We start from the raw sequence: 24,473 nt of genomic DNA, 5'->3' as shown, positions 1-24,473 counted from the left end.
GGCAGGATCAGTAGAAGACCCGCACTCCGAGCCACAGCTCGATCTTGTTGTACTGCGCCGGATCGAGAGCGACTGCACCACCACCGACCGGGACGTCGTACGCGAAGTCCGTGAAGCTGCCGGTGTACCGGAAGGTACCGTTCACCCCGAGCCACTCCGTGAAGCGATACTCCGCGAAGATCGATCCGATGAACCGCACGTCGCTGCGCTCCGTGGAGTTGCCGATCGGCGTCACGCCATCGGGCGCCACGATCTGCCCGAAGTCGTAGTACGCGAGGCTCAGATCGGCGCCGAGCAGGAACGCGCCGCCGAACATCATCTGCGTGTTGATGTACCCGCGGTCCTGCGAGTAGTAGTTGCCCACGAACGACGGGTGCACGCTGCGGTCGTATCCGAAGCTCAGCCGGAACGCCTCCATCGGGCGCCACCGGAGCTCGGCACGAGCCAGGAACGTATCGTAGTCCTGATCGTACGTCGTCCCGATGCTCTCGAAGAACCCGGCGCCGTAGCCGCCCTGCACCATGAACGAGATCTCGTTCGTGATGGCGCCGTTCACACCGAGCATCGAGCTCAGACGGACGCTGTCGAGCTGCGCCGGGCGATCGCTTCCAGCGCCGGGGGGCTGGTAGTAGTCGCGGATGATCACGCTGGTCGTGTGGACCAGCGCGGTCTGCGGCAGGAACCGGAACGACTCGCTCAGCGTGATCGCGTGGTTGAACGAGTTGCCGTACTGGAGCTGGTCGTCCTCGAAGAAGTCGAGCCCGAAGTCGTAGCCGACGCCGACCTGGAGGATCTGGCCCGGCGTCGAGAACATCACCTGGAGCCCAGCGTCCTCGCGGATCCGGGCGTACGAGACGTTCGACGTGTTCTCGGTGAACGGCCTGATCGAGCGGCCGAACTGGTTGTAGATCGTGAACGAGACCGGGCGTCCCTGGAGGATCGACAGGTTCAGTCCGATGTCGATCGCGACGTTGCGTCGACGCTCGTCCGCGAAGAACTCGTAGTACGACGCGGAGAGCCCGCCTCGGAACTGGATGACCGGCGGCTCGCTGGGCGCGCCTTCGCCCTCCGCGCGACGCTCCGCACCGAGCGTCGAGAAGAGCAGGTGGGGCGTGACACGGAGGATCGCGCTGTCGACGCGCTGCGGCAGGCCCGGCGCGGGATCGTCGCTCGTGTAGTACACGTTCGAGTCCCACCCGACCTCGAGGCCGATGCCGGGGTGCAGCTCGAAGTCACCGAGGCGGATACCTGGACCCTCGGCGCGATCGCGGTCCTCGAGCCATCCCTGCGCTGCGGCTGTCCTCGCGGTGGATGCGATCACGAGCGCGGCGATCGCGAGGGCAAAGCCAATCTGTCGAAGATTCATCCGGCGGGGCTCCGTCGGGGCAACGAAACTGCCGACCCCTCAGTGCGTGCCTCGAATAGGCGGGTGCGTGCCTCGGTAGGCGGTATCAGATCGTGGGGCTGGCAGGCGGCGGGATGAACGGCACGTCGGCCTCCGGCACCTCGGGGATCGCGGTCGGATCCTCGTCGGGCGCTGCAGGGTCGATCGTGGTCGTGATTCGGGTCGCGCCCGTCTCGTAGATGTCCTGGCCGATGCACTCACTCGCGGCGCGCTCGAGCTGGTCGAGGTTCTGCGAGAGCACCGAGATGACCGTGAACTCGTGGTTGCGGCGGCCTTCGTCGCCGACCTGGGTCGCGGTCTGGAGCGACTCGACGCGATCGGTGAGCGTGCGGCGGTGCGCGTTGATCTGCGTGAGCTTGTCGTCGAGGCAGGTGACGCGGATGACGTCGCCCTCGCGGCGCGCCTCGTCCAGCATCGAGCCGACGCGACGGCTCAGCGTCGTGCCGCGCTCCTGGATGCGCTGCGCCTCGGCGATCTGCTCGGCGGGGCTGAGATCCGCGCGACGACGCGCCGCGATCTCACCGGTTTCGTCCGTGCCCGTCTCCTCGCCTGTCGCCGCGTCCTGCGCTGCGACGAATCCGATGCCACCGAGGGCTCCTGTCAGGATCAGCGCGAGCAGACTGCCGCGGCCAAGACGCATCCCACCCCTCCTCTGATCAGAGGTGCCGCGACTATATCGGCGGCCCTCTGCTTCGTCAACGCGACGGAATCCGCGCATTTTCCGGCTCCTGCACCACTCGTTGCGGCGCCCGCTCCGCACGTTCAGCGCCCGCTCTTCCCCACCGACGAGCGCCGAGGTAGTACCCGGCCGGTGCCTATCAAGATCATCACCTGGAACGTGAACTCGATCCGGGCTCGCCACGATCGTCTGCTGGCGCTGCTCGCACGGCACGAGCCCGACGTGCTGTGTCTCCAGGAGCTGAAGCTCGAAGAGGCGAAGTTCCCGTGGGACGAGGTCAGGGCCGCGGGATACCACGCCGCAGTGTTGGGACAGAAATCCTACAACGGTGTGGCGATCCTGAGCCGCACCGAGCCCGACGACGTGCGGCGCGGGATGGGCGACGGCGACGAGGACGGGCATGCGCGGCTGATCTCGGCGCGTGTGCACGGCATCCGCGTGTACTCGGCGTACTTCCCGAACGGCGGGACGCCCGACTCGGACAAGTACACGTTCAAGCTCGCTTGGATGGCGCGGCTCGAGAAGAAGCTGCGCGCCGAGCACGCGGCGGACGAGCCCCTCGCGCTGTGCGGCGACTTCAACGTCGCGCCGACCGATCTCGACGTGAAGAACGTCGAGAAGTGGGCCGACACGGTGCTCTGCCGGCCCGACGCGCGTGACGCGCTGCAGCGGATCCGCGCGATCGGTCTGGTCGACTCGCTGCGGCGGCTGAGGCCCGACGAAGGGAACCTCTACAGCTACTGGGACTACCAGATGCTCGGGTTCCCGAAGAACGACGGGCTGCGGATCGATCACGTCGACGTGACGGAGCCCCTCGCGAAGCGGCTCGTCGAGGTGCGGATCGATCGCGAGGAGCGCAAGGGGAAGCAGCCCTCCGATCACGCACCGGTGATCGCGACCTTCGCGGACGCTTGATCAGCGTGCGCGGCGCCCGACGGCGCACCAGTAGGGCTCGCCCTCGTGGAACTCGATGCGCTCGAGCCCCGCGTCGCGGAGGAGCGCCTCGACCTCGGCGCGCGAGTAGCGCTTCTCGAGCCGGGTGCCGAAGCGATCGAGCGCGTCGGTCCGCATGATGTAGAGGCTCTTGTCGCGATAGTGCGAGAGCGGGACGCCGGAGACGTTCACGCCGAGCTTCTCGGCGGCCGCGGCCCCTCTCGCGAGCGGCCAGTAGACGGTGCGCGCGATCACCTCGCTCGCGCCGAGCCGGAGCGGAAACGGCAGACGGCTGATGCTGCGTCGCACGACGTCGCTCGCGCGCCAGAGCGCGCGGAACGCGAGCGGGCGGTTGTCGAGCGCGTAGTAGAGGTACACGAGCATCGGCGCGCCGGGCTTCAGCTTGCGCACGGCGGCGCGCAGCGCGCCCTCGGTGTCGGGGATGTGGTGGAGGACGCCGAGCGAGTACGCGAAGTCGAGGCTGTCGTCGGCGATGGACGACTGCTCGATCGTGCCCTGCACCCAATCGACGTTCGGGCGGTCGCGCAGGTTGCGCCTCGCGACCGCGAGCGCGTCCGCGCTGGCGTCGATGCAGATCAGACGGCCCACGCGAGGTGCGACGTATCGCGCCCAACGACCGGTGCCGCATCCGACGTCGATTCCGACCGGCGAGCTCGGGAGCTCGTGCCACGGAAACACCGCGAAGTAGTTGCCGAAGGCGCGGCGGAGCTCTTCGGTGTCCTCCGCGTAGTCGAAGGTGCTCCACTCCTGGCCGAAGCCCTCGACGGTCGCGGCGTCCGCGTTCTCGTGCGACATCGACGGCAATGAAGCGCGTTCCCAGCGGACGAGCAACTCGCGGGATGGCACCGTAGACGAGCGCGTGATGGGCGATGTGATCCCGATCGAAGAAGCGCTCGCCCGGCCGATCGGGTCGCTGCTCCTGTGCGCGCTCGTGCCGCTGGTGACGGCGTGGGTGATGTGGGTCGTGCTCGTGCGGCGGCTGCCCGACGATCGTCGCGACGAAGCCCACGCGATCGCGCCGTTCCGATCGGCGGCGTTCGTCGTGGGGCTCGTGCAGATCCAGCTCGCGTGGATGCTCGGCGCCACGGCGCTCGGGCCGCGCTTCGTGTCGGCGCCCGGGGACATCGCGAGCGAGCTCTTCGGCGCGGTGTGCGCGATCGTGGCGTTCTGCGCGGGCGGCGTCGGTCGCCTGATCGAAGAGCGATCGCAGACGTGGCGCGACGTGCGGGAGACGATCGCGCTGCGGCTGCGGATCGTGCCGTTCGTCGGAGGGCCGATCGTCGCGGCGGGGCTCGCGGCGCGGCTTCCGGTGATCGATGGAGACGCGGTGCGCTGGGAGATCGTCGCGGTCGCGTTCGTGATCGTGGCGCTCGGCGCGATGTTCGGTGGGCTCGCGATGAGCGTGGCGACGCGCGCGATGATCCCGGCGCCCGAGAGCGTGCGCGCGATCGCGGTCGCCGCGGCGGAGGCCGAGGGCGTGCGGCTCGCGGCCGTGCTGCGGGTGCCGACGGAGCGCCTCACGAACGCGGGCGCGATCCCGTGGGCGCGCACGATGATCGTCACCGATCGCATCGTGGCGCTGCTGACGCCGAGCGAGCTGCGCGCGGTGCTCGCGCACGAAGCGGGTCATCTGAGCGAAGGGCCGTGGGTGGCGAGCGCCCGGCTCGCGACCGCGATCACGTTGATCTTCATGCTCACGACCGGCGTGCGCGTCGGGAGCGTGCTGCACCCCGATGGTGCGCAGATCGCGATCGCGGTCGCGCTCGTGATCGCGGTGCCGGCGCTCTTGCTGGTGCGTCGCCTCGCGCGGCGCATGGAGGAGCGCGCGGATGCGCGGGCGCGATCGACGTCGGGCTCGGCGGCGCTCGCCGATGCGCTCACGAAGATCCACGACGACGCGCGCGCGCCGATGACGACGGGTGCGCGGCGCGTGCATCCCGATCTCTACGATCGGCTCGTCGCGTGCGGGCGCGATCCGGGGCCCCGCCCTGCCCCGCCGCGCACGCGCATCGGTACGATCGTGGGGCTCGCGGTCGGTGCGGCGCTGGTCGCGACGTTCTTCGTGGTCGAGCACGTGACGGCGATCGCGATCGACGACGCGCCGCTCGCGGGCGATGCGGGATGGACGCGGCTGCGGATCGATCCCTGGGACTCGACCGCGATGCTCGCTGCCGCATGGGCGACCCGGCGCGACGAGGATCTCGATCGCGCCGAGCGCGAGCTCGATCTCGCGGCATGGATGGGCGCACCGCGCGCGAACGTGCTCGAGCTCGAGGCCGAGCTCGCCGCGGCGCGTGGTGACTGTGCGAGCGCGCGCGTGCGCTTCGACGAGGCGCTGCGCGCGCGATCCCAGCTCGCGTACGACGATCCGTGGCAGCCGCTCGAGCTCGGCGGATGGCACCTGCCGCCCTCGCTCGTGACCGAGTGCGGCTACGGCGCCGAATGATCACTCGGCCTTGAAGGCCGGCGCGCGCTTCTCGAGGAAGGCCTGCATGCCCTCCTTCTGATCGTCGGTCTCGAAGCATCCCGCGAAGCCGTCGACCTCGAGCGCGTTCGCATCGCGCAGCAGTCGGCCCTCGCCCTCGCGCATCACCTTCTTCGCCTCGGCGATCGCGAGCGGGCCCATCTGCGCGATCGTCGCGGCGGTCGCGCGCGCGGCGGTCATCAGCTCGCCGTGGGGCAGCACGCGGTTCGCGAGACCGATTCGCAGCGCTTCGTCGGCGCCGATGATCGCGCCCGTGTAGACCAGCTCGCGCGCGTGCGCGTTGCCGACGCGACGCAGCAGGCGCTGCGTCCCGCCGAAGCCGGGGATCACCCCGAGCTTCACCTCGGGCTGGCCGAACTTCGCCTTCTCGCTCGCGTAGACGAAGTCGCACGCGAGCGCGAGCTCGCATCCGCCGCCCAGCGCGAACCCGTTCACCGCCGCGATCACCGGGAACGGCAGCGCCTCGAGCGCGTCGAACGCCGCGTGGCCCGCCTGCGCGAAGGCGCGCGCCTGATCGAGGCGCATCTCCTTCATCTCGCTGATGTCGGCGCCCGCGACGAACGCCTTGTCGCCCGCGCCGGTCACGATCAGGCAGCGCACGCCGCGCGTGGTGCGCACCTCTTGGGCCGCGCCGTGCAGCTCGGCGATCACCTGCGCGTTCAGCGCGTTGAGCTTGTCCTGTCGATCGATCGTGAGCGTCGCGAGCGCGCCGTCGATCTCGAGCCGAACGTACGAACGGTTGGCCACGGCGTCCCTCACTTCGACTCGTACGTGTAGAACCCGCGGCCCGTCTTGCGGCCGAGCCAGCCCGCCGCGACGTAGTTCCGCAGCAGCGGCGCCGGGCGGTACTTGTCGTCGCCGAGCTCGCGGTGCAGCACCTCGGCGATCGCGAGGCACGTGTCGAGCCCGATCAGATCGGCGAGCGCGAGCGGGCCGAGCGGATGGTTGAGCCCGAGCTTCGCGCCCTGATCGATGTCCTCGGGCGTGCCGAGCGTCTCCGCGAGGACGAAGCACGCCTCGTTGAGGAACGGGATCAGCATGCGGTTCACGATGAACCCCGGGCTGTCCTTGCTCGTGATCACCGTCTTGTTGAGCCGCTCCGCGAGCGCCTTCGTGGTCGCGTAGGTCTCGTCGCTCGTCTGCAGCGCGCGGATGATCTCGACGAGCTTCATGACCGGCACCGGGTTCATGAAGTGCATTCCGATCACGTTCGTCGGGCGCTTGGTGCGCGCCGCGAGCTTCGTGATCGAGATGCTCGACGTGTTGCTCGCGAGGATCGCGCCGGGCTTCATCGCCGCGTCGGCGCTCTCGAAGATCTTGTTCTTGAGCTCGGGGTTCTCGGTCGCCGCCTCGACCACGATGTCGCACGCCGCGAGATCGCCGTAGCCGTCGGCGATGCCGATGCGCGCGACCGCCGCGTCGGCCTCGTCCTTCGCGAGCTTGCCCTTCTCGACCGCTTTCGCGAGCTGCTTCGCGATGCCGTCGCGGCCCTTCTGCGCGAGCGCCGCGCTCGCGTCGAGGAGCTTCACCTCGTAGCCCGTCTGCGCCGCGACCTGCGCGATTCCCGCGCCCATCTGGCCCGCTCCGATCACGCCGAAGATCCGGATCTCCGCCACTGTCGCCTCCACGAGTCGGTGGGGCGTACCAGCGTGCCCGCGGGCCGGTCAAGCCGCTCGGCTGGCCGTTCGAGACTCTTGAACGCGATCGCGCGACGCCCGCAGCATTTCCCGATCCCGGAGGGCACGATGCCGCGCTCGCCTTCGCTCCTCTTCGCGCTCGTGATCCTCTGCGCCGCGCCGGCGTGCGGCGACGACGACGCGGCCCCGCCGGACGCCGGTCCCGCCGATGCTGGCCCGTCCCAACCCGACGCGTGGATGGAGCGGCCGCCGATCGAGCAGCAGCGCTGCCCCGGCGACGAGGGCTGCGCCGCGGGCGCCGACGGCGAGCTCCACGTGGGCGCGGCCGCGCTCGAGATCACCCCGGTCGCGTTCGAGACGTTCACCGACACCAACGGCGACTCGAAGTGGGATCCCGGGGTGGAGCCCTTCGACGATCGCGATGGCGACGGGGTGTTCGACGCGGCGTGGATCGCGGGGTTCGGCAACGGACGCGCGGCGCAGGGCGTGATGAGCCCGCAGTGGGCGCGCACCGTCGTGCTGCGGAACGGCGACGTGACGATCGCGTTCGTCGCGCTCGACGTGGTCGGTTGGTTCCTCGACGAGAACCTGCTGATCCGCGAAGCGGTCGAGACCGCGGGGCTCGACGTCGACTACGTGGTCGTGTCGGCGACGCACGTGCACCAGGCGCGCGACACCATCGGCATCTGGGGCCCGACGCTCGACGACACCGGCATCTCCGACGATTACCAGCGCTACATCCGCGAGCAGAGCGTCGCCGCGATCCAGCAGGCGCTCGCGGGGATGCAGCGCGCGAACGTGCAGTACGCCGACGTGCGGCTGCGCGATCTCGACGACGTGCGGCGCTGGGTCGGCGACAACCGCGATCCCGACGTGATCGACGACGAGATGCGCATCCTGCGCTTCGTCGCGCACGGCACCGCGGACCCCGCGACGCCCGGCAGCGGCACCACGATCGCGACGATGCTCAACTTCGCGTCGCACCCCGAGTACCAGGGCTCGCGCAACCCGCGCCTCTCGAGCGACTGGCCACACTGGCTGCGCGAGGTGATCGAGGACGGCATCGAGGTCGGGCCCGAGGGCACGCCGGTGGAGGGCATCGGTGGCGTGACCGTCTTCGTGAACGGCGCGCTGGGATCGCAGATCGGTCCCAACGGGCTGCGCATCGAGCGCTGGGACGGCACCGCGCTCGCGGGCGACGACGGCGACGAGCACGCCGAGATCGTGGGCACGCAGCTCGGCGTGATCGCGCTCGACGCGATCCGCGGCGAGGGCACGACGCTCGAGGAGAGCGCGGACCTCGCGTTCCATCGCCTGCAGGTCTACGTGACCATCGAGAACGCTCGCTATCAGATCGCCTACTCCTCGGGGATCTTCGTGCGCGCGCTCTACAACTACGACGAGACGCGCCCGATCGGAGCGCGCTACGGGAACCTCGCCGACGTGCGCACCGAGCTCGCGGTGATCGACGTGGGCCGCGCGACGATGCTCACCGCGCCCGGCGAGCTCGATCCCGCAGAGCTCGTCGGCGGCTACGAAGCGCCGTGCGACCACACGCCGGGCGGCTGCGAGGAGCTGATCGACGAGGACGACGAGAACCCGCCGGACCTCTCGATGGCGCCGAGCGGACCGTTCCTCCGCGATCGACTGCTCGAGCGGCGCCCCGACGCGGAGCAGGTCTGGCTGCTCGGGCTGACCAACGACTTCCTCGGCTACTTCGTGCCGGACTTCGACTACGAGCTGGGTGCCGGGGTGCCCTACATCAGCGAAGCGCCCGGCGATCACTACGAAGAGACGAACTCGATCGGGATCGGCGGCTGGCCGCGCCTCCGCAGCTGGATGATCCGGCTGATCGAGGCCGAGGGCGCGCTGACGAACTGAGGGCGAGCCGCGCTCGATCGGTGCGGACACGTGGCGGCACCTCTCGTCGCATCGTGACGACCGGTGCGGACACGCGTCCGGTGCCTCCGTCGGATCGTGACGACCGGTGCGGACACGCGTCCGGTGCCTCCGTCGGATCGTGACGACCGGTGCCGACACGCGTCCGGTGCCTCCGTCGGAACGTGACGACCGGTGCCGACACGCGTCCGCACCTCTGGCGCAGCACGATGACGCCCTCCGCCGCGCTGCGAGCCCGCTCGGGCGCTCAGGCGCGCGCGGCGAGCCGTCGCGGCGCCTCGAGCGCGCGCCAGCGGAGGTCGGCCTCGCGGCGCAGCCGCACCCGCGACGCGTACGCGCCGGGCTCGCCGCCGATCGCCTCTTCGATCTCGCCGAGCCCGAGGTAGAGCGCGTCGTCGGGATCGTCGAGCATGCCGTGATCGACGAGGTGCGCGCCGACGTTCGACGCCGAGCCGCGGAGGCGCAGGAGCGCGATGGCGAGCGCCTCGCCCATGCGGCCCTTGATGTCCGCGAGCTGCGCGAGGCCCATCGAGAGCGTGCCCGCGATGCCCTCGCGCATGCGCCCGAGCGGACGGCCGCGCGCGGTCGCGAGCAGCCGGCGCACCGCCTCGCGGCGCGCGGTCTCCTCGGCGTCGGTCACGGTGCGCAGCGCATCGATCAGCGCGGCGCGCAGCGCGGCATCGCTCGCGCCGTAGGGCAGCGGCCGCACGTCGACGCCGATCGGGCGGACGTCGCGCAGCTCGAGCTTCACCTCGTCCCACCGGCGGCGCAGCGCCGCGGGCACCCGATGGGCCTCGGGGATCTCGCCGATCTGATCGACGAGGTGACGCGCGAGGCGCAGCAGGCGCTCGTCGACGCGGCGGCGGGCGCGGGTGCGGCGGAGCGCGGCCAGCGCGTGCACGGCCTCGCGCGGGAGCGTGCCGCACGTCGCCTCGAGCACCGAGACCGCGGTGAGCGTCGCGACGCGCGCGCTCTCGAGCAGCGAGAGCGCCTCGACCACGACGCGCTGGTGATCGCGGAGCGCGACCAGCATCTCGGCGCCGGTGCGCGCATCGGCGGACGCGCGATCGATCTCGTCGAGCCGCGCTTCGAGCGACTCCTCGAACGCGCGCACCGCGGCGACGGGGCGCGTGAGGTCCGACGCGATCTGCGCGGCGCGGGTGAGCGCGGATGCGCCCTCGACCGGCGGCGAGCCCGGGATGCGTGCCTCGACGCGGCGGTAGGCGCGCGCGTAGATGCGCAGCACGCGAGGCGCATCGTCGTCGGCGCGACGCAGCGCGCGATCGAGCGCGTCGATCGCGAGCGGTGCGATCGGGCCTTCGTCGGCGGTGAGCAGCGCGACGCGGCGATACGGCGCGTCGGTGAAGCAGGGCGCGAGCGCGAGCGGTCGCACGCCGAGCACCACGAGGCGCCCCCGCAGATGACCGAACGCGAGCTCCACCGGACGACCGAGCGCGAGCTGTGCGCGATCGGCGAGATCGGCCGCCCGCTCGACGACGTCGGGCCGCAGATCGCTCGGCGCGTCGCTGAGCGGGCGCATCGTCTTGCGATCGAGCAGCGCGGGCGTGCCGCTCTCCGACCACACCGCGACGACGTCGGGATCGCCGGTGCGGGGATCGACGCTCGCTGCGACGCCGCTCGCACCCTCGTCGCGCACGGTCACCCGCACGCCGACCTCGGTGCGCGCGCCGGCGACGGTCACACCGCCGATCGCGACCAGCATCTCGCGCGACTCGAGCACGCGGAAGAGCTCGTGCACGCGCGCGCGGACGTCGTCGCCGCGCCGCAGCGCGATGGTCGCGGGCCAGAGCTTGCGGCAGCGCGCAGCGAGCGCGTGGGTGCGGAAGAACGCGCCGAGCTCGACCACGGGACGGGTGAGATCGAGCGCGAGCGCGGCGGTGACGGCGGCGAGCGTCTTGCCCTCGGCGTCGTCGGACAGGCCGATCACCCAGATGGCGCCGAAGGGCACGCCGAGGTCGACGACGCGCGCGAGGTCCGCGGTCTCTTCGCCCATCGCGACGAGCTCGTCGCGGCGCATCGAGGCGAGCTCGCGCACGCCGGCGAGAGATCCGATCGAGACGGGGACCGCGCCCATTGCGGCGCCCAGGATCGCCGAAGCTCCGAGGTCGAACAAGAGCGCGATCACACGCTCGAAGACGGTAAAAATCGGCTCGCCCGCCGGGCCCTACCGTCCGCGCGCTTCGCGCGCTCCCGTCCGGGACCGACGGGACGAGCACTCCGGCAAGGGCTTGTATCTAGTGCACCGGCCGATTGCCCGCCGTGGTAGGGCTGCCGGTCCAGCGGTTTCGGGAGAGGGTCGCCGCGTAGGGCTTGGGGCATCGTCCCCGTGACTGAGATTGGCGCCCTCGACCGAGTTTCTTTGCTCGAACGGTATCCAGAGGCGTGGCTCGTCCACCGTCCTCGCATGGACAAGCAAGGGCACGAAGCTCGGCTCCGAGGCTCCCGGGGACGCGAACACGAGCTCGAGAGGCACATGAGATTCGTCGGGATCGACATCGGTTCGGAGAAGCACGTCGTCGCGATCGTGGACGAGGCGGGCAAGGCACTGCGGAAGCCGACGCCGTTCTCCGAAGACGCGTCGGGCTACGAACGACTGCGCTCGATGCTCGGTGAGCCCGCCGACGCGTTCATCGCGATGGAGGCGACGGGGCACTATTGGCAGAACCTCTTCGCGTTCCTGCATGCAGCAGGGTTTCAGGTCGCGCTGTTGAACCCGACGCGCACGTCGCGGTTTGCAGCCGAGGATCTGCGGCGCGCGAAGACCGACGCGCTCGACGCTCTGGGCATCGCACGCTTCGCGCAGCAGAAGAGACCTGCGGCGACCCCGATGCCCGATGAGGCCACGCTCGAGCTGCGTGAGCTGATCCGGCTTCGCGACCGCCTCGTGCAGGACCTCGGCGACCGCACGCGGCAACTGCACCGCGCGCTCGACCTCTGTTTTCCGGAGTTCACCGAGCACGTGCGCGACGTGGCTTCGGCCAAAGCGACCACGCTGCTCATCGCGAGTCCGACCGCCGAGGCCTTCCGTGCTGCCGACCCGAACGCGCTGGCGGAGCTGAAGTACGACGGCCGCCACGTCATCGGTGTCGAGCTCGCGCAAGCGCTCTGCGCGGCTGCGAAGACCTCCGTGGGCCGCCACCAGGGCACGGCGTACGAGCTTCAGATCCGCTACGCGTGCGAGGACATCGCGACGCTCCGAGCGCGGATCAAGAAGCTCGACGACGACATCGGCCAGAGCCTCGAGCGCCACGAGGTCGGCAAGCTGCTGACCACCATCGACGGCGTCGGCGACAACACCGCGGCGCGGATGATCGCCTCGATCGACTTCGACGCGTTCAAGAGCGCGGCCGCGCTCGCGGCGTACGTCGGCGTCGCCCCGATCGTGAGCCACTCAGGCAAGCGCCAGCCACTGCGAGGCCCCGCCTGCACGATGGGCGACGCCGACCTGCGCGCGAAGCTCTGGATGCCGACGCTGCGAGCGGTGACCCACAACCCGTGGCTCAAGGCGTTCTACGGGCGCCTGGTCGCGGCCGGAAAGCCGAAGAAGCTCGCGATCATCGCTGCGATGCGCAAGCTCCTCGGCGCGATGATCAGCGTCGCGCGCACCCGCACGCCCTTCGTGCCGAGGCTCGCGGCGGCCTGACGACCGCACTTCGAGCTTGCACGAGGTCACGGTATCTCAGTCGCGCTCGTCCTCGGCTTCCTCGTCGAGGTCGGGGCGGGCCAGGAACGCCACGAGATCGGGCCAGATCCGCTCCGGCTCCGCTTCCGCGTCCCACCACGGGTGGGTGTCGTTCCAGTCCGCGACCGCGCCGAACCGCGTCGAGCTGCGATCCACGCAGATCATCCAGTCGTGCGCGTCCGACCACGACCCGATCGGGAGCCAGAGCTCGCGTCGCGCCGGCACCTCGATGCCGAGCATCTCGCAGCGATCGTCGACCGTGCGCGCGAGGTCGCGCGCCGCGCCGAGCCAGACCCAGCCATCGGGATCGCTCCACGCCGACGCGCCGGCGAGCTCGATCCAACTGCGGAACGACTCCGGCAGGGCGAAGCGCTCGACCGCGTCGTCTCCGGTGCGACGCACGAAGACCTCGCGCAGCTGCTCCGAGAGCTCGTCGAGATCGAGGGGGTCCTCTCGTCCGCTCGGCTCGAGCGAGCGCGACACCCGGAACCGAGCCCACGCGCCGATCACCGCATCCATGACGGTCACGAGGGCGCGAACGGGTCGCGCCCTCGCCTCCTCACGCTCACACGCGCTCGACGATGACCGCGACTGCTTCGCCGCCGCCGATGCACAGCGTCGCGAGGCCGCGCTTCGCGCTGCGATCCTTCATCGCGTGCACGAGCGTCGTCAGCACGCGCGCGCCGCTCGCGCCGATCGGATGACCGAGCGCCACCGCGCCGCCGCGCACGTTCATCTTCGCGGGATCGATGCCCGCCTTCTTCGCGGTCACCATCGCGACCACGGCGAACGCCTCGTTGACCTCGAAGAGATCGACGTCGCCGACCGAGAGCCCGGTGCGCGCGAGCGCGTTCTCGATCGCGCCGACCGGCGCCGTCGTGAACCACTCGGGCGCCTGCGCGTGCGCACCGTAGCCGACGATGCGCGCGATCGGCGTGAGGCCCTTCTTCTTCACGGTCTCGCCGCTCGCGAGGATCACCGCCGAGGCGCCGTCGTTGATCTTCGACGCGTTGGCCGCAGTGATCGTGCCCTCCTTGGGATCGAAGGCGGGCTTGAGCGAGCCCATCTTGTCGAGCTTCGCGCGGCGCGGCTCCTCGTCTTCCTTCACGACGACGGCGTCACCCTTCTTGCCCTCGATGCGCACCTCGGCGATCTCGGCGGCGAACTCGCCCTTCTCCATCGCGGAGAGCGCGCGCTGGTACGACTGGAGCGCGAAGTCGTCCTGCTCCTTCCGCGTGAAGCCGTGCTCCTTCACGCAGAGCTCGCCCGCGACGCCCATGTGGAAGTTCTTGTACGGGTCCCACAGGCCGTCGTGGACCATGGAGTCCACGATCTGCCCGTTGCCCATGCGGTACCCGCCGCGCGCCTGGGGCAGCAGGTACGGCGCCTGGCTCATCGACTCCATGCCGCCCGCGACGACCACGTCGGCGTCGCCGAGGAGGATCGATTTGGTGCCGAGGATCACGGCCTGGAGGCCCGAGCCGCAGACCTTGCCGACGGTGGTGGCCGGCACGCGATCGGGGATGCCCGCGAAGCGTGCGGCCTGACGCGCCGGGGCCTGGCCCTCGCCCGCCGTGAGCACGTTGCCCATGTACGTCTCCTGCACGTCGTCGGCGCCGAGGCCCGAGCGCGCCAGCGCTCCGCTGATCGCGGTCGCCCCGAGACGCACCGCCGGGACCTCGGCGAGCGCGCCCTGGAACGAGCCGATCGGCGTGCGAGCGGCGGCGACGATGAAGACCTCACGCTTCGACATGGTTCCTCCGTGCTGGAGCACGGTCTTTGGCACCCACGTCTCGGCGCCGTCAAGGCTGTCGGGAGCGCCCGCGCACGTGGCGCGGCGTCACACGCCAGCGTCGTCCGCGGGCGGGATCCCGGCGTCCTCCGAAGGCACGCTCGCGTCGTCGGAGATGGTCGCGTCGGGGGCGATCGACGCGTCGTCGCCCTGGCCGCCGTCGCGCGTGCCCCCGTCGCCGTTGGTCTGGGCCTCGCAGCTCGCGATCGGCGGCGGAGGCGGGTCGACGATGAACGTCTCGCCGCTCGAGATCGCGCGCAGCGTGCCGCCCTCGCGCACGAAGCCGCCGGTGACCAACACGCGCCCGCCGGAGAGCGGCGCGATGGCGTGGCCCCAGCGCGGCCCGATCATCGGCGCGAGCGTGCTCGCGACGTACGCGTCGGCCTCGTCGCGAGACACGAGCAGCACCGCGTCGCTCGCCCAGAGGTGCGAGGGAGAGGGCGCGCCCGCGGGCATCGTGCGGAGCGCGCCGCCGCTCACCATCACCGCCCCGCCGGGCAGCGCGGTGGAGGCGTGGATGCTCGGCGTGGGCCACGCGGTCGCGTCGTAGCTCACCGGCACGCCGCGCAGCGTTCCGTCTGCGCCGTCCTCCACGATCACCGTGAGCGGGCGCGTGGACGCCGTGGTGCTCACGCCGCCCGACATGCCCGCGACCGGCGCGATCTCCATGCCGCCGGCGATCAACACGCCACCGCGGATCGGGGTCGCGGTGTGGAACGCCGTCGCGGGCGGGAGGTCGGGCACGCTCGCGACCGCACGCGCACCGCTCCCGAGCACCTCGCCCGCGTTCGCTGCGACGTCCTCGATCGTCGGCTGCGTCACGTCGCCGCCCCACACGAGCACGCTCGCGTCGGAGAGGCGCGACGCGGTGTGCCCGAAGCGCGGCGCGAGCATCGGCATCGCGGTGACGCCCGGCGAGACCTGGCGCGCGAGCGAGTACCACTGGCCCGAGATCATCGGGCTCGGACGGAGCGCCGTGCCGCCTCCGTCGAGCAGTCCGAGCGCGACGACGACGAGCCCCGATGCATCGGGCTCGCTCACGCCGTTCATGCCCGCGCGCTGGACCGCGCCGGGGTCGACGAGCTGCACCTCGATCGCGCGCGAGCGCGGGTCGTAGAGGAGATCGACCGAGTCGCGCCGCTCGGCGCGCGCGCCGGGCAGCATCGGCGAGCTGTAGTTCGTGAGGCCCTGGATCGCGTCGAAGCGCGCGCCGGGCTGATCGCGCGAGGTGAAGCCGCCGATCACGCGCACGCGGTATCGACCGTCGGCGAGCGTGTCGAGGAAGAGCGCGCGATGGAACACCGCGCCGACGCCCTCGCTGCCGTCGTGATCGGTCACGTCGATCTCGACGAAGCGCGCCTCGGACGCGTCGTAGACCTCGACCGTGCGCTGCAGCAGCGCGCCGCCCTCGACCGAGAGCGCCTGCACCGACTCGCCGGTCACGCCGCCGACGAGCAGCACGTCGCCGTTGGGCACCGCGACCGCGGCGTGCAGCGCGCGCGCGAGCGGTGCGCTGCCGTCGTCGCGCGGCGGCGCGCACGACCACACGCCGTAGGGCTCGAGCCGCACCCGGATCGTGCGCTGCCCCGCGCGCACGCCCTCGGCGCGACCGCGCGCGTAGGGCACGCCGCCCGCGTACGCGCGCAGCTCGATCTCGTAGTCCGCGCCGTCTTCGAGCGCGACGTCGAACGCGAGATCACCGCCGCTGCCTTCGCGGGGGAAGCGCAGCTCGGTCGTGCGCGCATCGCGCGAGTCGGACGGGCGCAGCACGTCGATCGGCAGGCAGCTCGCGCCCTCGCGCCGGCACGCGGTCACGGTCACGCAATCGACCTCGGCGGGCAGCGCTGCGGGCGAGCCTGGATCGCACTGGCGATCGCCGTCGGTGCTGCCCGGCTCGGGTGTGGCGGCGAGCTCGATGCGGAGATCTGCGCGCTCTCCACCGCCGCACCCGACCGCGAGAGCGAGCATGGCGAGGGTGAACGGTGCGGGCGCGAGGCAACGAACGAAGCGCACGACGGCGACCCTATCACACGCCCGAGAGCCGTCGCCCGCACGTCGCGGACGCGTCGCTTGTCGTCACCGTGAGCTGCGGCTAGTTGAATGCGCGGCGAGCACCGGGGCGCCTGGCCAGGACACGGCGCGGTGCCACGCCACCAATCACCCTCGGCGAGGCGTGCGGTCACGGATCGCACGCCTCGCCGAGCATCTGGTTTGGCGCGCTGCGCTGCCGCGCCCATGAGCGAGCGTGTGGCGCTCGCACGACGACGAGGTCGCGCATGAAGCTGCGACCGACCGATCTGCGCTTGCTCCTCGTGATGCTCGCGACCGTCTCGTCGCTCTGGGTCTTCGCGTGGGTCGCGGACGAGGTCGGCGAGGGGGACACGCAGGTCTTCGACGACGCGGTGCTGCGCCTGGTGCGCGAGCCCGACGCGCCGCGCGAGGTCGCGGGCTCGACGACGCTCGCGGAGATCGCGCGCGACGTGACGGCGCTGGGATCGATCACCGTGCTGACGCTGGTCACCACCGCGGTGGTCGGCTTCCTCGCGCTCTCGCGGCTGCATCGCGCGCTCGTGCTGGTGCTCGTGGCGGCGCTCGGGGGCACCGCGTGGACCTTCTTGCTGAAGGAGCTCTTCGCGCGCGAGCGACCGCGGCTGGTCGCGGATGCGATCGTGAGCACGACGAGCTTTCCGAGCGGGCACTCGGCGCTCTCGGCGGTCGTGTACCTCACGCTCGCCGCGCTGCTCGCGCGGCTCGTCGAGCGACGCCGGCTGCGCGCGTACATCGTCGGGGTCGCGGCGCTCCTCACGGTGCTCGTGGGGCTCAGCCGGATCGCGCTCGGGGTGCACTTCCCGAGCGACGTGCTCGCGGGATGGACGCTCGGGCTCGCGTGGGCGCTCTTCTGCTGGACCGCGATGACGGTGCTCCAGCGTCGCGGCACGGTGGAGACCGTCGAAGAGGCCCACGAGCAAGCGCACGAAGCGCCGGGGTGATCGCGCGCGTCGAGCGCGTACGGCTCGACCATGTGGATCATGGTCTCGGGGCCCTACACGTCCGGCGCGCGCACCGACGCGGACCGGCAGCGCAACCTCGACGTGATGAACGAGGCGGCGATCGAGGTCTTCCGGCGCGGTCACGTGCCGATCATCGGCGTGAACATGGCGCTGCCGATGATCGCGGTGGCGGGTGCGGAGCGGTTCGACGAGCTGATGATGCCGGTCTCGCTCGCGCTCACCGAGCGCTGCGACGCGGTGCTGCGCGTCGGTGGTCCGTCGAAGGGCGCGGACGACGAGGTCGAGCGGTTCCGCGCGCGCGGCGCGCTCGTCTTCACGCGCATCGAGGACGTGCCGGTGCTCGCGCGCGACGCGTGATCGAACGACGGAAAAGCGAAGGGCCCGTAGCTGACGCTACGAGCCCTATTCACTGCGTTCCTTCTAAGAACTGCGTGTTCTATCTGGGCGTTGCTGGATTTGAACCAGCGACTTCCACCGTGTGAAGGTGGCACTCTACCACTGAGTTAAACGCCCGATTCCGCTCGCTTGGTGCTGCGCGAGGGACCGGCTACTTACTGCACAGCCGGCCCTCGCGCAAGCGCGATCAGCGCTTCCCGAGCTTGCTCTTCAGCAGGTCGCCGAAGGTGCCGAAGCCCTTCCGCGCCGCGTCCTTGCGGTAGTCCTGGATCGCGCGGCGCTCCTCGTCCTGCTGGAGCGCCTTGCGCGACAGGCGCAGGCCGCCGTCGCGATCCGTGCCGATCACCTTCACGTCGAGCTCGGTGCCCGGCGGGAACTTCTTGCGGTGATCGGTGCCGCGCTCGGTCGCCATCTCGACGTTCGGGATGAACCCGCGGCCGCGACGCCCCAGCACGCCCTCGACCTGCACGTGCAGGCCGCCGGACTCGACGCGCTCGACCTTGACCTTGAGGTTCGCGCCCGGACGCACGACCTTGCCGCCGCCGCCCGTCTCGAGCTGACCTTCCTGGAACGCCCTCGCGTCGGCATCGCTCATCTTCGAGAGCGAGATGCGGCGCGCGCGCTTGTCGAGACGCTCGACGACGACGAAGACCTCTTCGCCTTCCTTGATGCGCTCGTTCGCGTGCTTGAGATCGCGCCCGAGCTCCGTCACGTGGAGCAGGCCCTCGACGCCCGGCGCGAGCTCGACGAACGCACCGAACTCCGCGGTGCGCGTGACCTTGCCCTTGCGCGCCTGGCCCTCTTCGAGGCCCTGCAGGTGCACGTCCCACGGGTCCGCAGCGAGCGCCTTGAGCGAGAGCGCGATGCGACCGTCGCGGTCCTTGCGGCCCTGCGGCTCGGTCACGCGCAGCACCTGCACCTCGACCTCGTCGCCGGGCCTCGCGGCGTCGCTCGGACGAACCGCGCGATCCCACGAGAGCTCGCTCATGTGCACGAGGCCCTCGACGCCGCCGAGGTCGACGAACACGCCGAAGTCGCGCACCTGCGTGACGCGGCCCTTGAGGCGCTGGCCGGGCTGCAGCGAGCGGCGCAGCTCCTTCGCGCGCTTGCGCGCTTCCTTCTCGAGGATCGAGCGGCGCGAGACGACGATGCCCTGATGGCCGCTCTTCGCCTGCTGCACCGAGAACTCGAGGCGGCGGCCGAGCTGCGTCTCGGGATCCTCGAGGTGCTCGGTCGTCATGCCCGAGACCGGGCAGAACGCGCGAACGCCCTCGACGAGCACGTCGAAGCCACCGCGGTTGAAGCCGTACACGAGGCCCCACACGCGGCGGTGCTCCTCGCGCGCCTTCGCGAGCTTGAGGCGCGCCTCGGCGCGGGTCGCGAGCTTGTTGTGGATCGCGACGTGGCCGCTCTCCGCGACGGCCGCGACGCGACCGCGGAAGATCGTCCCCACCTCGAGCAGCGGGGCCTCTTCCTCGGGCGCCTCGGGCGCGGCCTCTTCGGGCGCTTCCACGCCGCCGGCCTCGCTCGCGCTCGGAGGATGACCTTCCTCCTGCGGGCCGCCCATCGCCGAGAGCTCGTGCGCAGCCGCCGCGACGCGCTCCGCCTCGACCGGCGCCGGCGCGTCGTCCGCGGTGCCCCAGATGCCATCGGGGCCCGGGCCCACCGGCTCCTCGCCCTCGGGCGCGGGGGCCTCGGGGAGCGCCTCGCTCGCCGGCATCCCGACCGCGCCCTCGAAGTGCGCGGCCGCGTCGCCGACCTGCGCGAGGTTCGCGCTCGCTGCCTCTTCACTCTCCTCGGTCTCCGCGGGCTCGGTGCCCGGCGCGGGCATCGGGACCTCGCGCGGCTCGTTCGCGAGCGCGAACGCCGTCGCCTTGCCGAAGAGGTCGATCACCGACGCGCCGTGCTCGACGCGCTGGACGCGTCCCGCGACGATCTCGCCGACAGAGAACGCGTGGCGGCGATCGCCGCGATCACGTCCCTCGAAGAAGCGCGCGAACGGGAGGTGCGGCTCCTTCTTCGGCTCGCGAGGCGCCTGGGGCTGCGCGCCTTCGGGCGCGCCCTCGCCGGTCGCGCCCTCGGCTGCGACCTGGCCCGCCGACGTGTCGCCAGCGCCCTTCTTGCGGCGACGACGACGACGCTTGCGCTTCGCGCCCTCGGCGCCGGGCTGGCCTTCGGCGGTGGCTTCGCCCTCGCCCTCCGACTCGTCGCCTTCGCCCGCGTCGGCCTCGCCCTGCTCCTCGGCGCTCGCCTGCGTCTGCTGCTGCGCCTCGACCGCGATCGCCTCGGTGCGCTCGCGCTCGGGCGCGTTGTCGGCCGGAGGAGCGTTGCGCTCACCGCCGTCGGTCGTGGTCACGGTACCGTTCTCTTCCGTCATCGCTCGCGCCTGTTCCGCACGGTCTCGGCGGGGCCGGCAGACTAAGTTGCAGTCGTTTCGGAGTCAAACGGCGATCGCGCGAGATCGTGCACGCGATCGCGCGCGCTCACGACGACGCAGCGCGCTCCAGCGCGTGCGCGAGCGAGAGCCATCCCGCACGACGCGCGAGATCCGCGCCACGAGAGCGCGCGCGGCCCGCCGCGCCTTCGTCGCCGAGCGCGCGATGCGCGATCGCGAGCAGCTCCACCGCGAGCGCCGCCTCGGCCGGGCGGCCGATCGCCTCGAGGCGATCGATCGCGCGCACGATCGCAGGAACGAACGATGCGTCCGGGTGCTCCTGCACGGCGATGGTGGCCTGCACTGCGCTCCCGAGGAGCACGATGCGCTCGAGCCTGCGCTTTCGGGCGAGGCGGATCGCTTGCTCGGCGCGCTGGGCGGCCTCGACGCCCGCGCCGGCGCGCAGCGACGCGAGCGCGGCGCGCAGGGACGCGACCGGCAGCTCTGCGTCCATGCCGGCATGCGTCGCGACCTCGAGCGCCTCGTGGGTGCGCGCGGCAGCACCGGCGAGATCGCCCGCGGCCTCTTCGGCCGCGCCCATCGCGGCGAGCGCTGCGTAGCGAAGATCCGCGTGCCCCAGCCGCGCCGCGACCGCGAGCGCCTCTTCGGCGGTGTCGTCCGCGGCGCGCGCACGATCGGCGCGCGCTTCGGCGAGCGCGAGCACGGCGAGCGCGTGACCACGGCCCGCGCCGTCGTTCGCCTCGCGGAACGCCGCGACCGCCTCGACGAGCATCGCGATCGCGTCCTCGGTGCGGCCGAGCTCGATCAACGCGCGCCCCGACGAGAGACGCACCGCTGCAAGCGACGCGATCGGTGCCTCGACGAGCACCGGGTCGATCTCCTCGAGCGCGGCGACCGCCTCCGCCGCGCGATCCGCGCACATCGCTGCCTCGGCGCGCGCGAGCGCGATCGCGATGCGCGTCGCAGAGCGACCGTGGGTCCCGTGCGAGCCCGCGAGCTCGTCGAGGAGCGCGCGCGCACGATCGATGTGCCCACCCTGCATCGCGAGGCGCGCAGCGCGCAGCGTGAGCTCCACGCCGCGATCGCCCTCGCGATCGTCGCCCTCCTCGCGCAGCACGCGCGCGGCCTCGGCGAGCGCGTCTGCAGCTTCGCTCGGTGCGCCCTTCGACTCGGCGTGCGCCGCGACCTCCTCGAGGTACTCGGGCGCGCGACGGCGATCGAACGATCGCGCGGCGTGGAACGCGAGGCGACGCATTCCCTCGGGGGTCGACGCCGCGCCGATGCGCTCCAGCGTCGCGACGATGCGCGCGTGGAGGCGGCGCTGGTCCTGCGGATCGAGCGCGTCGCGCACCGCCCGCGCGATCATCGCGCCGGGGAACGACACGCGCTCGGGGCGCGAGGCCGCGACGTCGTCACCGCCCCAGCGCCCGATCGGCTCGTGCTCGTTCGGGTCGCGCTCGTTCGCGACGAGCAGACGGCGTGCGAGCAGACGTCGCAGCGGCGGCAGGCCCGTGTTGCCGACGAGGCCCTCGACCGCGCACAGCAGATCGACCGAGATCGGCGGCTCGATGGCGGCCGCGGTCGTGAGCATCGCGCGATCGCCCGCGCGCAGCTGCCCGAGGCGCGCGCCGACGCGGTTGCGCGCGGTGCTCGACACGCTCGTGGGCAGCGGCGCGATCGCGCGCACGATGCCTTCCTCGACCGCGATCGAGGCCGCGTCGCGCGCCTCCGATGCGAGGAGCTCGATCCACTCGGGATTGCCGCCGGTCTCGTTCGTGATCGCGTCGAGCAGCTCGGGCTCGATCGCACGCGCGCCCAGCGAGGCCGCGAAGAGGCGCCCCGAGGCGTCGGGAGGCAGCGGCGCGAGCCGGACGATCGTGCCCGGCAGGTGCGGCACCAGCGCCCCGGGACGGCGCGTGAGCACGACCATCACGCGCGCGCGGCTCAGACCGCGCATCAGGAGCGGCAGGATCTGTCGCGTGGAGTCGTCGAGCCACTGCAGATCTTCGAGCAGGACGAGCACGGTGCGCTCGTGCGCGAGCGCGTCGATCGCCTTGCGGACCGCGACCACGAGCTCGAGGCTGCGAGGACGCCCGGGCCGCTCGATCGGCGCGACGGGATACGCGAGCCCGAGCAGCTCGCCGCACAGCCGCACCTCGCGCGGCGAGAGCCCGAGCACGCGGATGCGCTCGACCTTCGCGAAGCGCTCGCTCGGCGTGTCGTCCGCCTCGATGCCGCAGAGATCGCCGACGAGCTCCGCGATCGCGGCGAACGGGCGCTCCGAGCCGGCCTCGTCGGCGCGACCGGTCACGACGTGCACCTCGCGCGGCGTCACCAGCGCGCGCATCTCCGCGAGCAGTCGCGACTTGCCGGCACCGGGCTCTCCGACGAGGTGCACGACGCGATGCGCGCCCGCGGCGACCTCGACGATCGCCTCCGACAATCGTCGCAGCTCGTCGCGACGACCGACCAGCGGCGCACGACGCCGCAGCGCGCTCGCGTTGCGCTCGGCGCGCGCCCGATAGCCCTCGACGATCGGAACCCGACCCGCGCCCGGCACGATCGGGCGCTCGTCCATGCGGAAGTGATGCGAGAGCTCGTCGACGAGCTCGGGCTCGACACGGATCTCGCCGCTGATCCCGACGTCGAGCAGCGCGCGCGCACGCTCGATCAGCTCGGGCTCCGGCTCCATCGCGACGCCCTCACCGACGCGCGACTCGCCCTCGAGCACGATCATCGCGGGCACCGGCTCGGTGCCTCCCGGGGCCTCGAGGCGCAGCGCGCGACGCAGCTCGAGCGCCGCGCGCACCGCGTGCGCCGCGCCGCGCTCCACGCCCGCCGCGAAGCCGAAGAGCGCGAGATGCATTCCATGCTGCACCGCGAGCACGCTGCCGCCCGCCGCGTCACACGCCGCGGCGAACGCCTCGTCCTCCCCGGCGCGGTGCTCCGCCGCGAGCAGCGCGACGTGACGGCGCTCCACCTTCACGCGCCGCGAGCTCGGCATCGCCGCGGTGCGCTGTCCGCCCGCTTCGTCGGTGCTCGCCTCCGCGACCGGCGCGGCGAGCGACGCGCCCGCGAGGCTGATCGACGTCGCGTCCTGGTACGCGCGCATCAGCACGTCGACGCGCAGCTTGTTCGGCGAGGCCGCGTCTTCCGGCGGGAACATCCGCTCCATCGCGGCCGCGAGCATCGGCTGCCCGACCGGCTCGCCGCGCCGGAAGAGCCACTGCGTGAGCTCCGCGTAGAGCTCGCTCGCGTACGCGTAACGATCATCGCGCTGGGCCGCGAGACAGCGCGCGAGCACGCGCGAGAGCGCCTCGTCGATGCCGAGCTTCTCGGGATCGAGATCGGGCACCTGCGCGGCGCGCACCATCGCGAGCGTCTCCTGCGAGCTGCGCCCACGGAACATGCGCTTTCCGACGAGCAGCTCGTAGAGGACGATCCCGAGCGAGAACACGTCGCTGCGTCGATCGAGCGGCTCGCCGCGCGCCTGCTCGGGCGACATGTACGCGTACTTGCCGCGCAGGATCTTCGGGTCCTCGCCGCGCCCGAGACCGGCCTCGTCGGCGCGCGCGATGCCGAAGTCGGCGACCTTCACCTCGCCCTCGTAGCCGAGCAGGATGTTCTGCGGCGAGACGTCGCGATGCACGATCGCGAGCGGGCGTCCCTCGTCGCCGCGGCGTCGATGCGCGTGATCGAGCGCGCCCGCGACCTCGGCGACGATCCACACGCGCAGCGGGAGCGAGAGCCCCTCGCCCTGCGGGCCACCGCGGTGCGACATCGCCTGTCCGAGATCGCGCCCGCTCACGTACTCCATCGCGATGAAGTACGAGCCGTTCTCCTCCCCGAGATCGAAGATCTGGACGATGCGGGGATGCGAGAGACGCGCGGCGATCTTCGCCTCGCGGATCAGCAGATCCGCGAAGCCCGGCTTCGCCATCAGCGAGGGCAGCACCCGCTTGATGACGACGGTCTTCTCGAAGCCGGCGACACCGCGCGAGCGCGCGCGCCAGACCTCGGCCATGCCGCCCTCGGCGATGCGATCGAGCAGCTCGTAGCTGCCGAAGAGGACGGGCTCGCCCACGGGGGAGAAAAGGTACTCGATCCGCCTGCGCGA

At 71.9% G+C, this 24,473-nt stretch carries 17 protein-coding genes and 1 tRNA gene; 6 read left to right on the top strand and 12 right to left on the bottom strand.

Annotation, left to right across the window (positions count from 1 at the left end):
• Positions 1-7: 7 nt before the first annotated feature.
• Together I5071_RS11350 and I5071_RS11345 are read right to left on the bottom strand one after the other, a co-directional pair.
• The gene (locus I5071_RS11350; RefSeq protein WP_236605446.1) at positions 8-1,366 is read right to left on the bottom strand and encodes a hypothetical protein; all 1,359 of its coding nucleotides are present in this window, start codon (positions 1,364-1,366) and stop codon (positions 8-10) included.
• An 85-nt stretch (positions 1,367-1,451) separates the two neighbouring features.
• Complete coding sequence (locus I5071_RS11345; RefSeq protein ID WP_236605445.1) at positions 1,452-2,123, bottom strand: hypothetical protein; 672 nt, start codon at positions 2,121-2,123, stop codon at positions 1,452-1,454.
• A 99-nt stretch (positions 2,124-2,222) separates the two neighbouring features.
• On the opposite strand from I5071_RS11345, the gene xth reads away from it, so the two are divergent.
• A complete protein-coding gene (gene xth / locus I5071_RS11340; protein ID WP_419249651.1) occupies positions 2,223-2,999 on the top strand; it encodes an exodeoxyribonuclease III in 777 nt (258 codons plus the stop codon).
• Here the strand turns inward: xth and I5071_RS11335 are convergent, their stop codons facing one another.
• Complete coding sequence (locus I5071_RS11335) at positions 3,000-3,833, bottom strand: class I SAM-dependent methyltransferase (RefSeq protein WP_236605443.1); 834 nt, start codon at positions 3,831-3,833, stop codon at positions 3,000-3,002.
• A 67-nt stretch (positions 3,834-3,900) separates the two neighbouring features.
• Here I5071_RS11335 and I5071_RS11330 point away from each other — a divergent pair, with 67 nt between their 5' ends.
• Positions 3,901-5,484, top strand: coding sequence for a M48 family metalloprotease (locus I5071_RS11330; protein WP_236605442.1), 1,584 nt, complete (start codon positions 3,901-3,903; stop codon positions 5,482-5,484).
• Here the strand turns inward: I5071_RS11330 and I5071_RS11325 are convergent, their stop codons facing one another.
• Complete coding sequence (locus I5071_RS11325; protein ID WP_236605441.1) at positions 5,485-6,270, bottom strand: enoyl-CoA hydratase-related protein; 786 nt, start codon at positions 6,268-6,270, stop codon at positions 5,485-5,487.
• Positions 6,271-6,278: 8 nt separating this feature from the next.
• Positions 6,279-7,151: a 3-hydroxybutyryl-CoA dehydrogenase gene (locus tag I5071_RS11320; protein ID WP_268921220.1), complete on the bottom strand. Its 873-nt coding sequence runs from the start codon at positions 7,149-7,151 to the stop codon at positions 6,279-6,281.
• 117 nt (positions 7,152-7,268) lie between these two features.
• Here I5071_RS11320 and I5071_RS11315 point away from each other — a divergent pair, with 117 nt between their 5' ends.
• Positions 7,269-9,041 carry a hypothetical protein gene (locus I5071_RS11315; protein WP_236605440.1) on the top strand — a complete coding sequence of 591 codons (1,773 nt, stop codon included), beginning with the start codon at positions 7,269-7,271 and terminating at the stop codon, positions 9,039-9,041.
• A 265-nt stretch (positions 9,042-9,306) separates the two neighbouring features.
• On the opposite strand, the gene I5071_RS11310 is transcribed toward I5071_RS11315, so the two are convergent.
• Positions 9,307-11,097: a hypothetical protein gene (locus I5071_RS11310; RefSeq protein ID WP_236605439.1), complete on the bottom strand. Its 1,791-nt coding sequence runs from the start codon at positions 11,095-11,097 to the stop codon at positions 9,307-9,309.
• A gap of 309 nt (positions 11,098-11,406) precedes the next feature.
• Between I5071_RS11310 and I5071_RS11305 the strand changes: the two genes are divergently transcribed.
• Positions 11,407-12,723, top strand: a complete 1,317-nt coding sequence (locus I5071_RS11305) for an IS110 family transposase (RefSeq protein ID WP_236516683.1) — start codon at positions 11,407-11,409, stop codon at positions 12,721-12,723.
• 36 nt (positions 12,724-12,759) lie between these two features.
• Here I5071_RS11305 and I5071_RS11300 read toward each other — a convergent pair whose 3' ends face one another.
• From I5071_RS11300 to I5071_RS11290, 3 genes are all read right to left on the bottom strand, one after another.
• Positions 12,760-13,290 (bottom strand): hypothetical protein, encoded by a 531-nt coding sequence (locus I5071_RS11300; protein ID WP_236605438.1) that lies wholly within the window; start codon positions 13,288-13,290, stop codon positions 12,760-12,762.
• A 37-nt stretch (positions 13,291-13,327) separates the two neighbouring features.
• Entirely contained in the window at positions 13,328-14,515 is a 1,188-nt protein-coding gene (locus I5071_RS11295) for a thiolase family protein (RefSeq protein ID WP_236605437.1), read from the bottom strand.
• Positions 14,516-14,602: 87 nt separating this feature from the next.
• On the bottom strand, positions 14,603-16,567 hold the full coding sequence (locus tag I5071_RS11290; RefSeq protein WP_236605436.1) for a hypothetical protein: 1,965 nt from the start codon (positions 16,565-16,567) through the stop codon (positions 14,603-14,605).
• Between the two features lie 263 nt (positions 16,568-16,830).
• On the opposite strand from I5071_RS11290, the gene I5071_RS11285 reads away from it, so the two are divergent.
• Positions 16,831-17,544: a phosphatase PAP2 family protein gene (locus I5071_RS11285; RefSeq protein WP_236605435.1), complete on the top strand. Its 714-nt coding sequence runs from the start codon at positions 16,831-16,833 to the stop codon at positions 17,542-17,544.
• A 30-nt stretch (positions 17,545-17,574) separates the two neighbouring features.
• A complete protein-coding gene (locus I5071_RS11280) occupies positions 17,575-17,922 on the top strand; it encodes a DUF4406 domain-containing protein (protein WP_236605434.1) in 348 nt (115 codons plus the stop codon).
• Between the two features lie 84 nt (positions 17,923-18,006).
• Here I5071_RS11280 and I5071_RS11275 read toward each other — a convergent pair.
• The 3 genes from I5071_RS11275 to I5071_RS11265 form a co-directional block, all read right to left on the bottom strand.
• Positions 18,007-18,078, bottom strand: a tRNA-Val gene (locus I5071_RS11275).
• A 70-nt stretch (positions 18,079-18,148) separates the two neighbouring features.
• Entirely contained in the window at positions 18,149-20,338 is a 2,190-nt protein-coding gene (locus I5071_RS11270) for a S1 RNA-binding domain-containing protein (protein ID WP_236605433.1), read from the bottom strand.
• Between the two features lie 106 nt (positions 20,339-20,444).
• A complete protein-coding gene (locus tag I5071_RS11265; RefSeq protein WP_236605432.1) occupies positions 20,445-24,440 on the bottom strand; it encodes a serine/threonine-protein kinase in 3,996 nt (1,331 codons plus the stop codon).
• Between the last annotated feature and the right edge of the window lie 33 nt (positions 24,441-24,473).

It is taken from the genome of Sandaracinus amylolyticus (genome assembly GCF_021631985.1).
GTDB classification, from domain to species: domain Bacteria; phylum Myxococcota_A; class Polyangia; order Polyangiales; family Sandaracinaceae; genus Sandaracinus; species Sandaracinus amylolyticus_A.
This window is presented reverse-complemented; position numbering and strand designations above follow the sequence as displayed.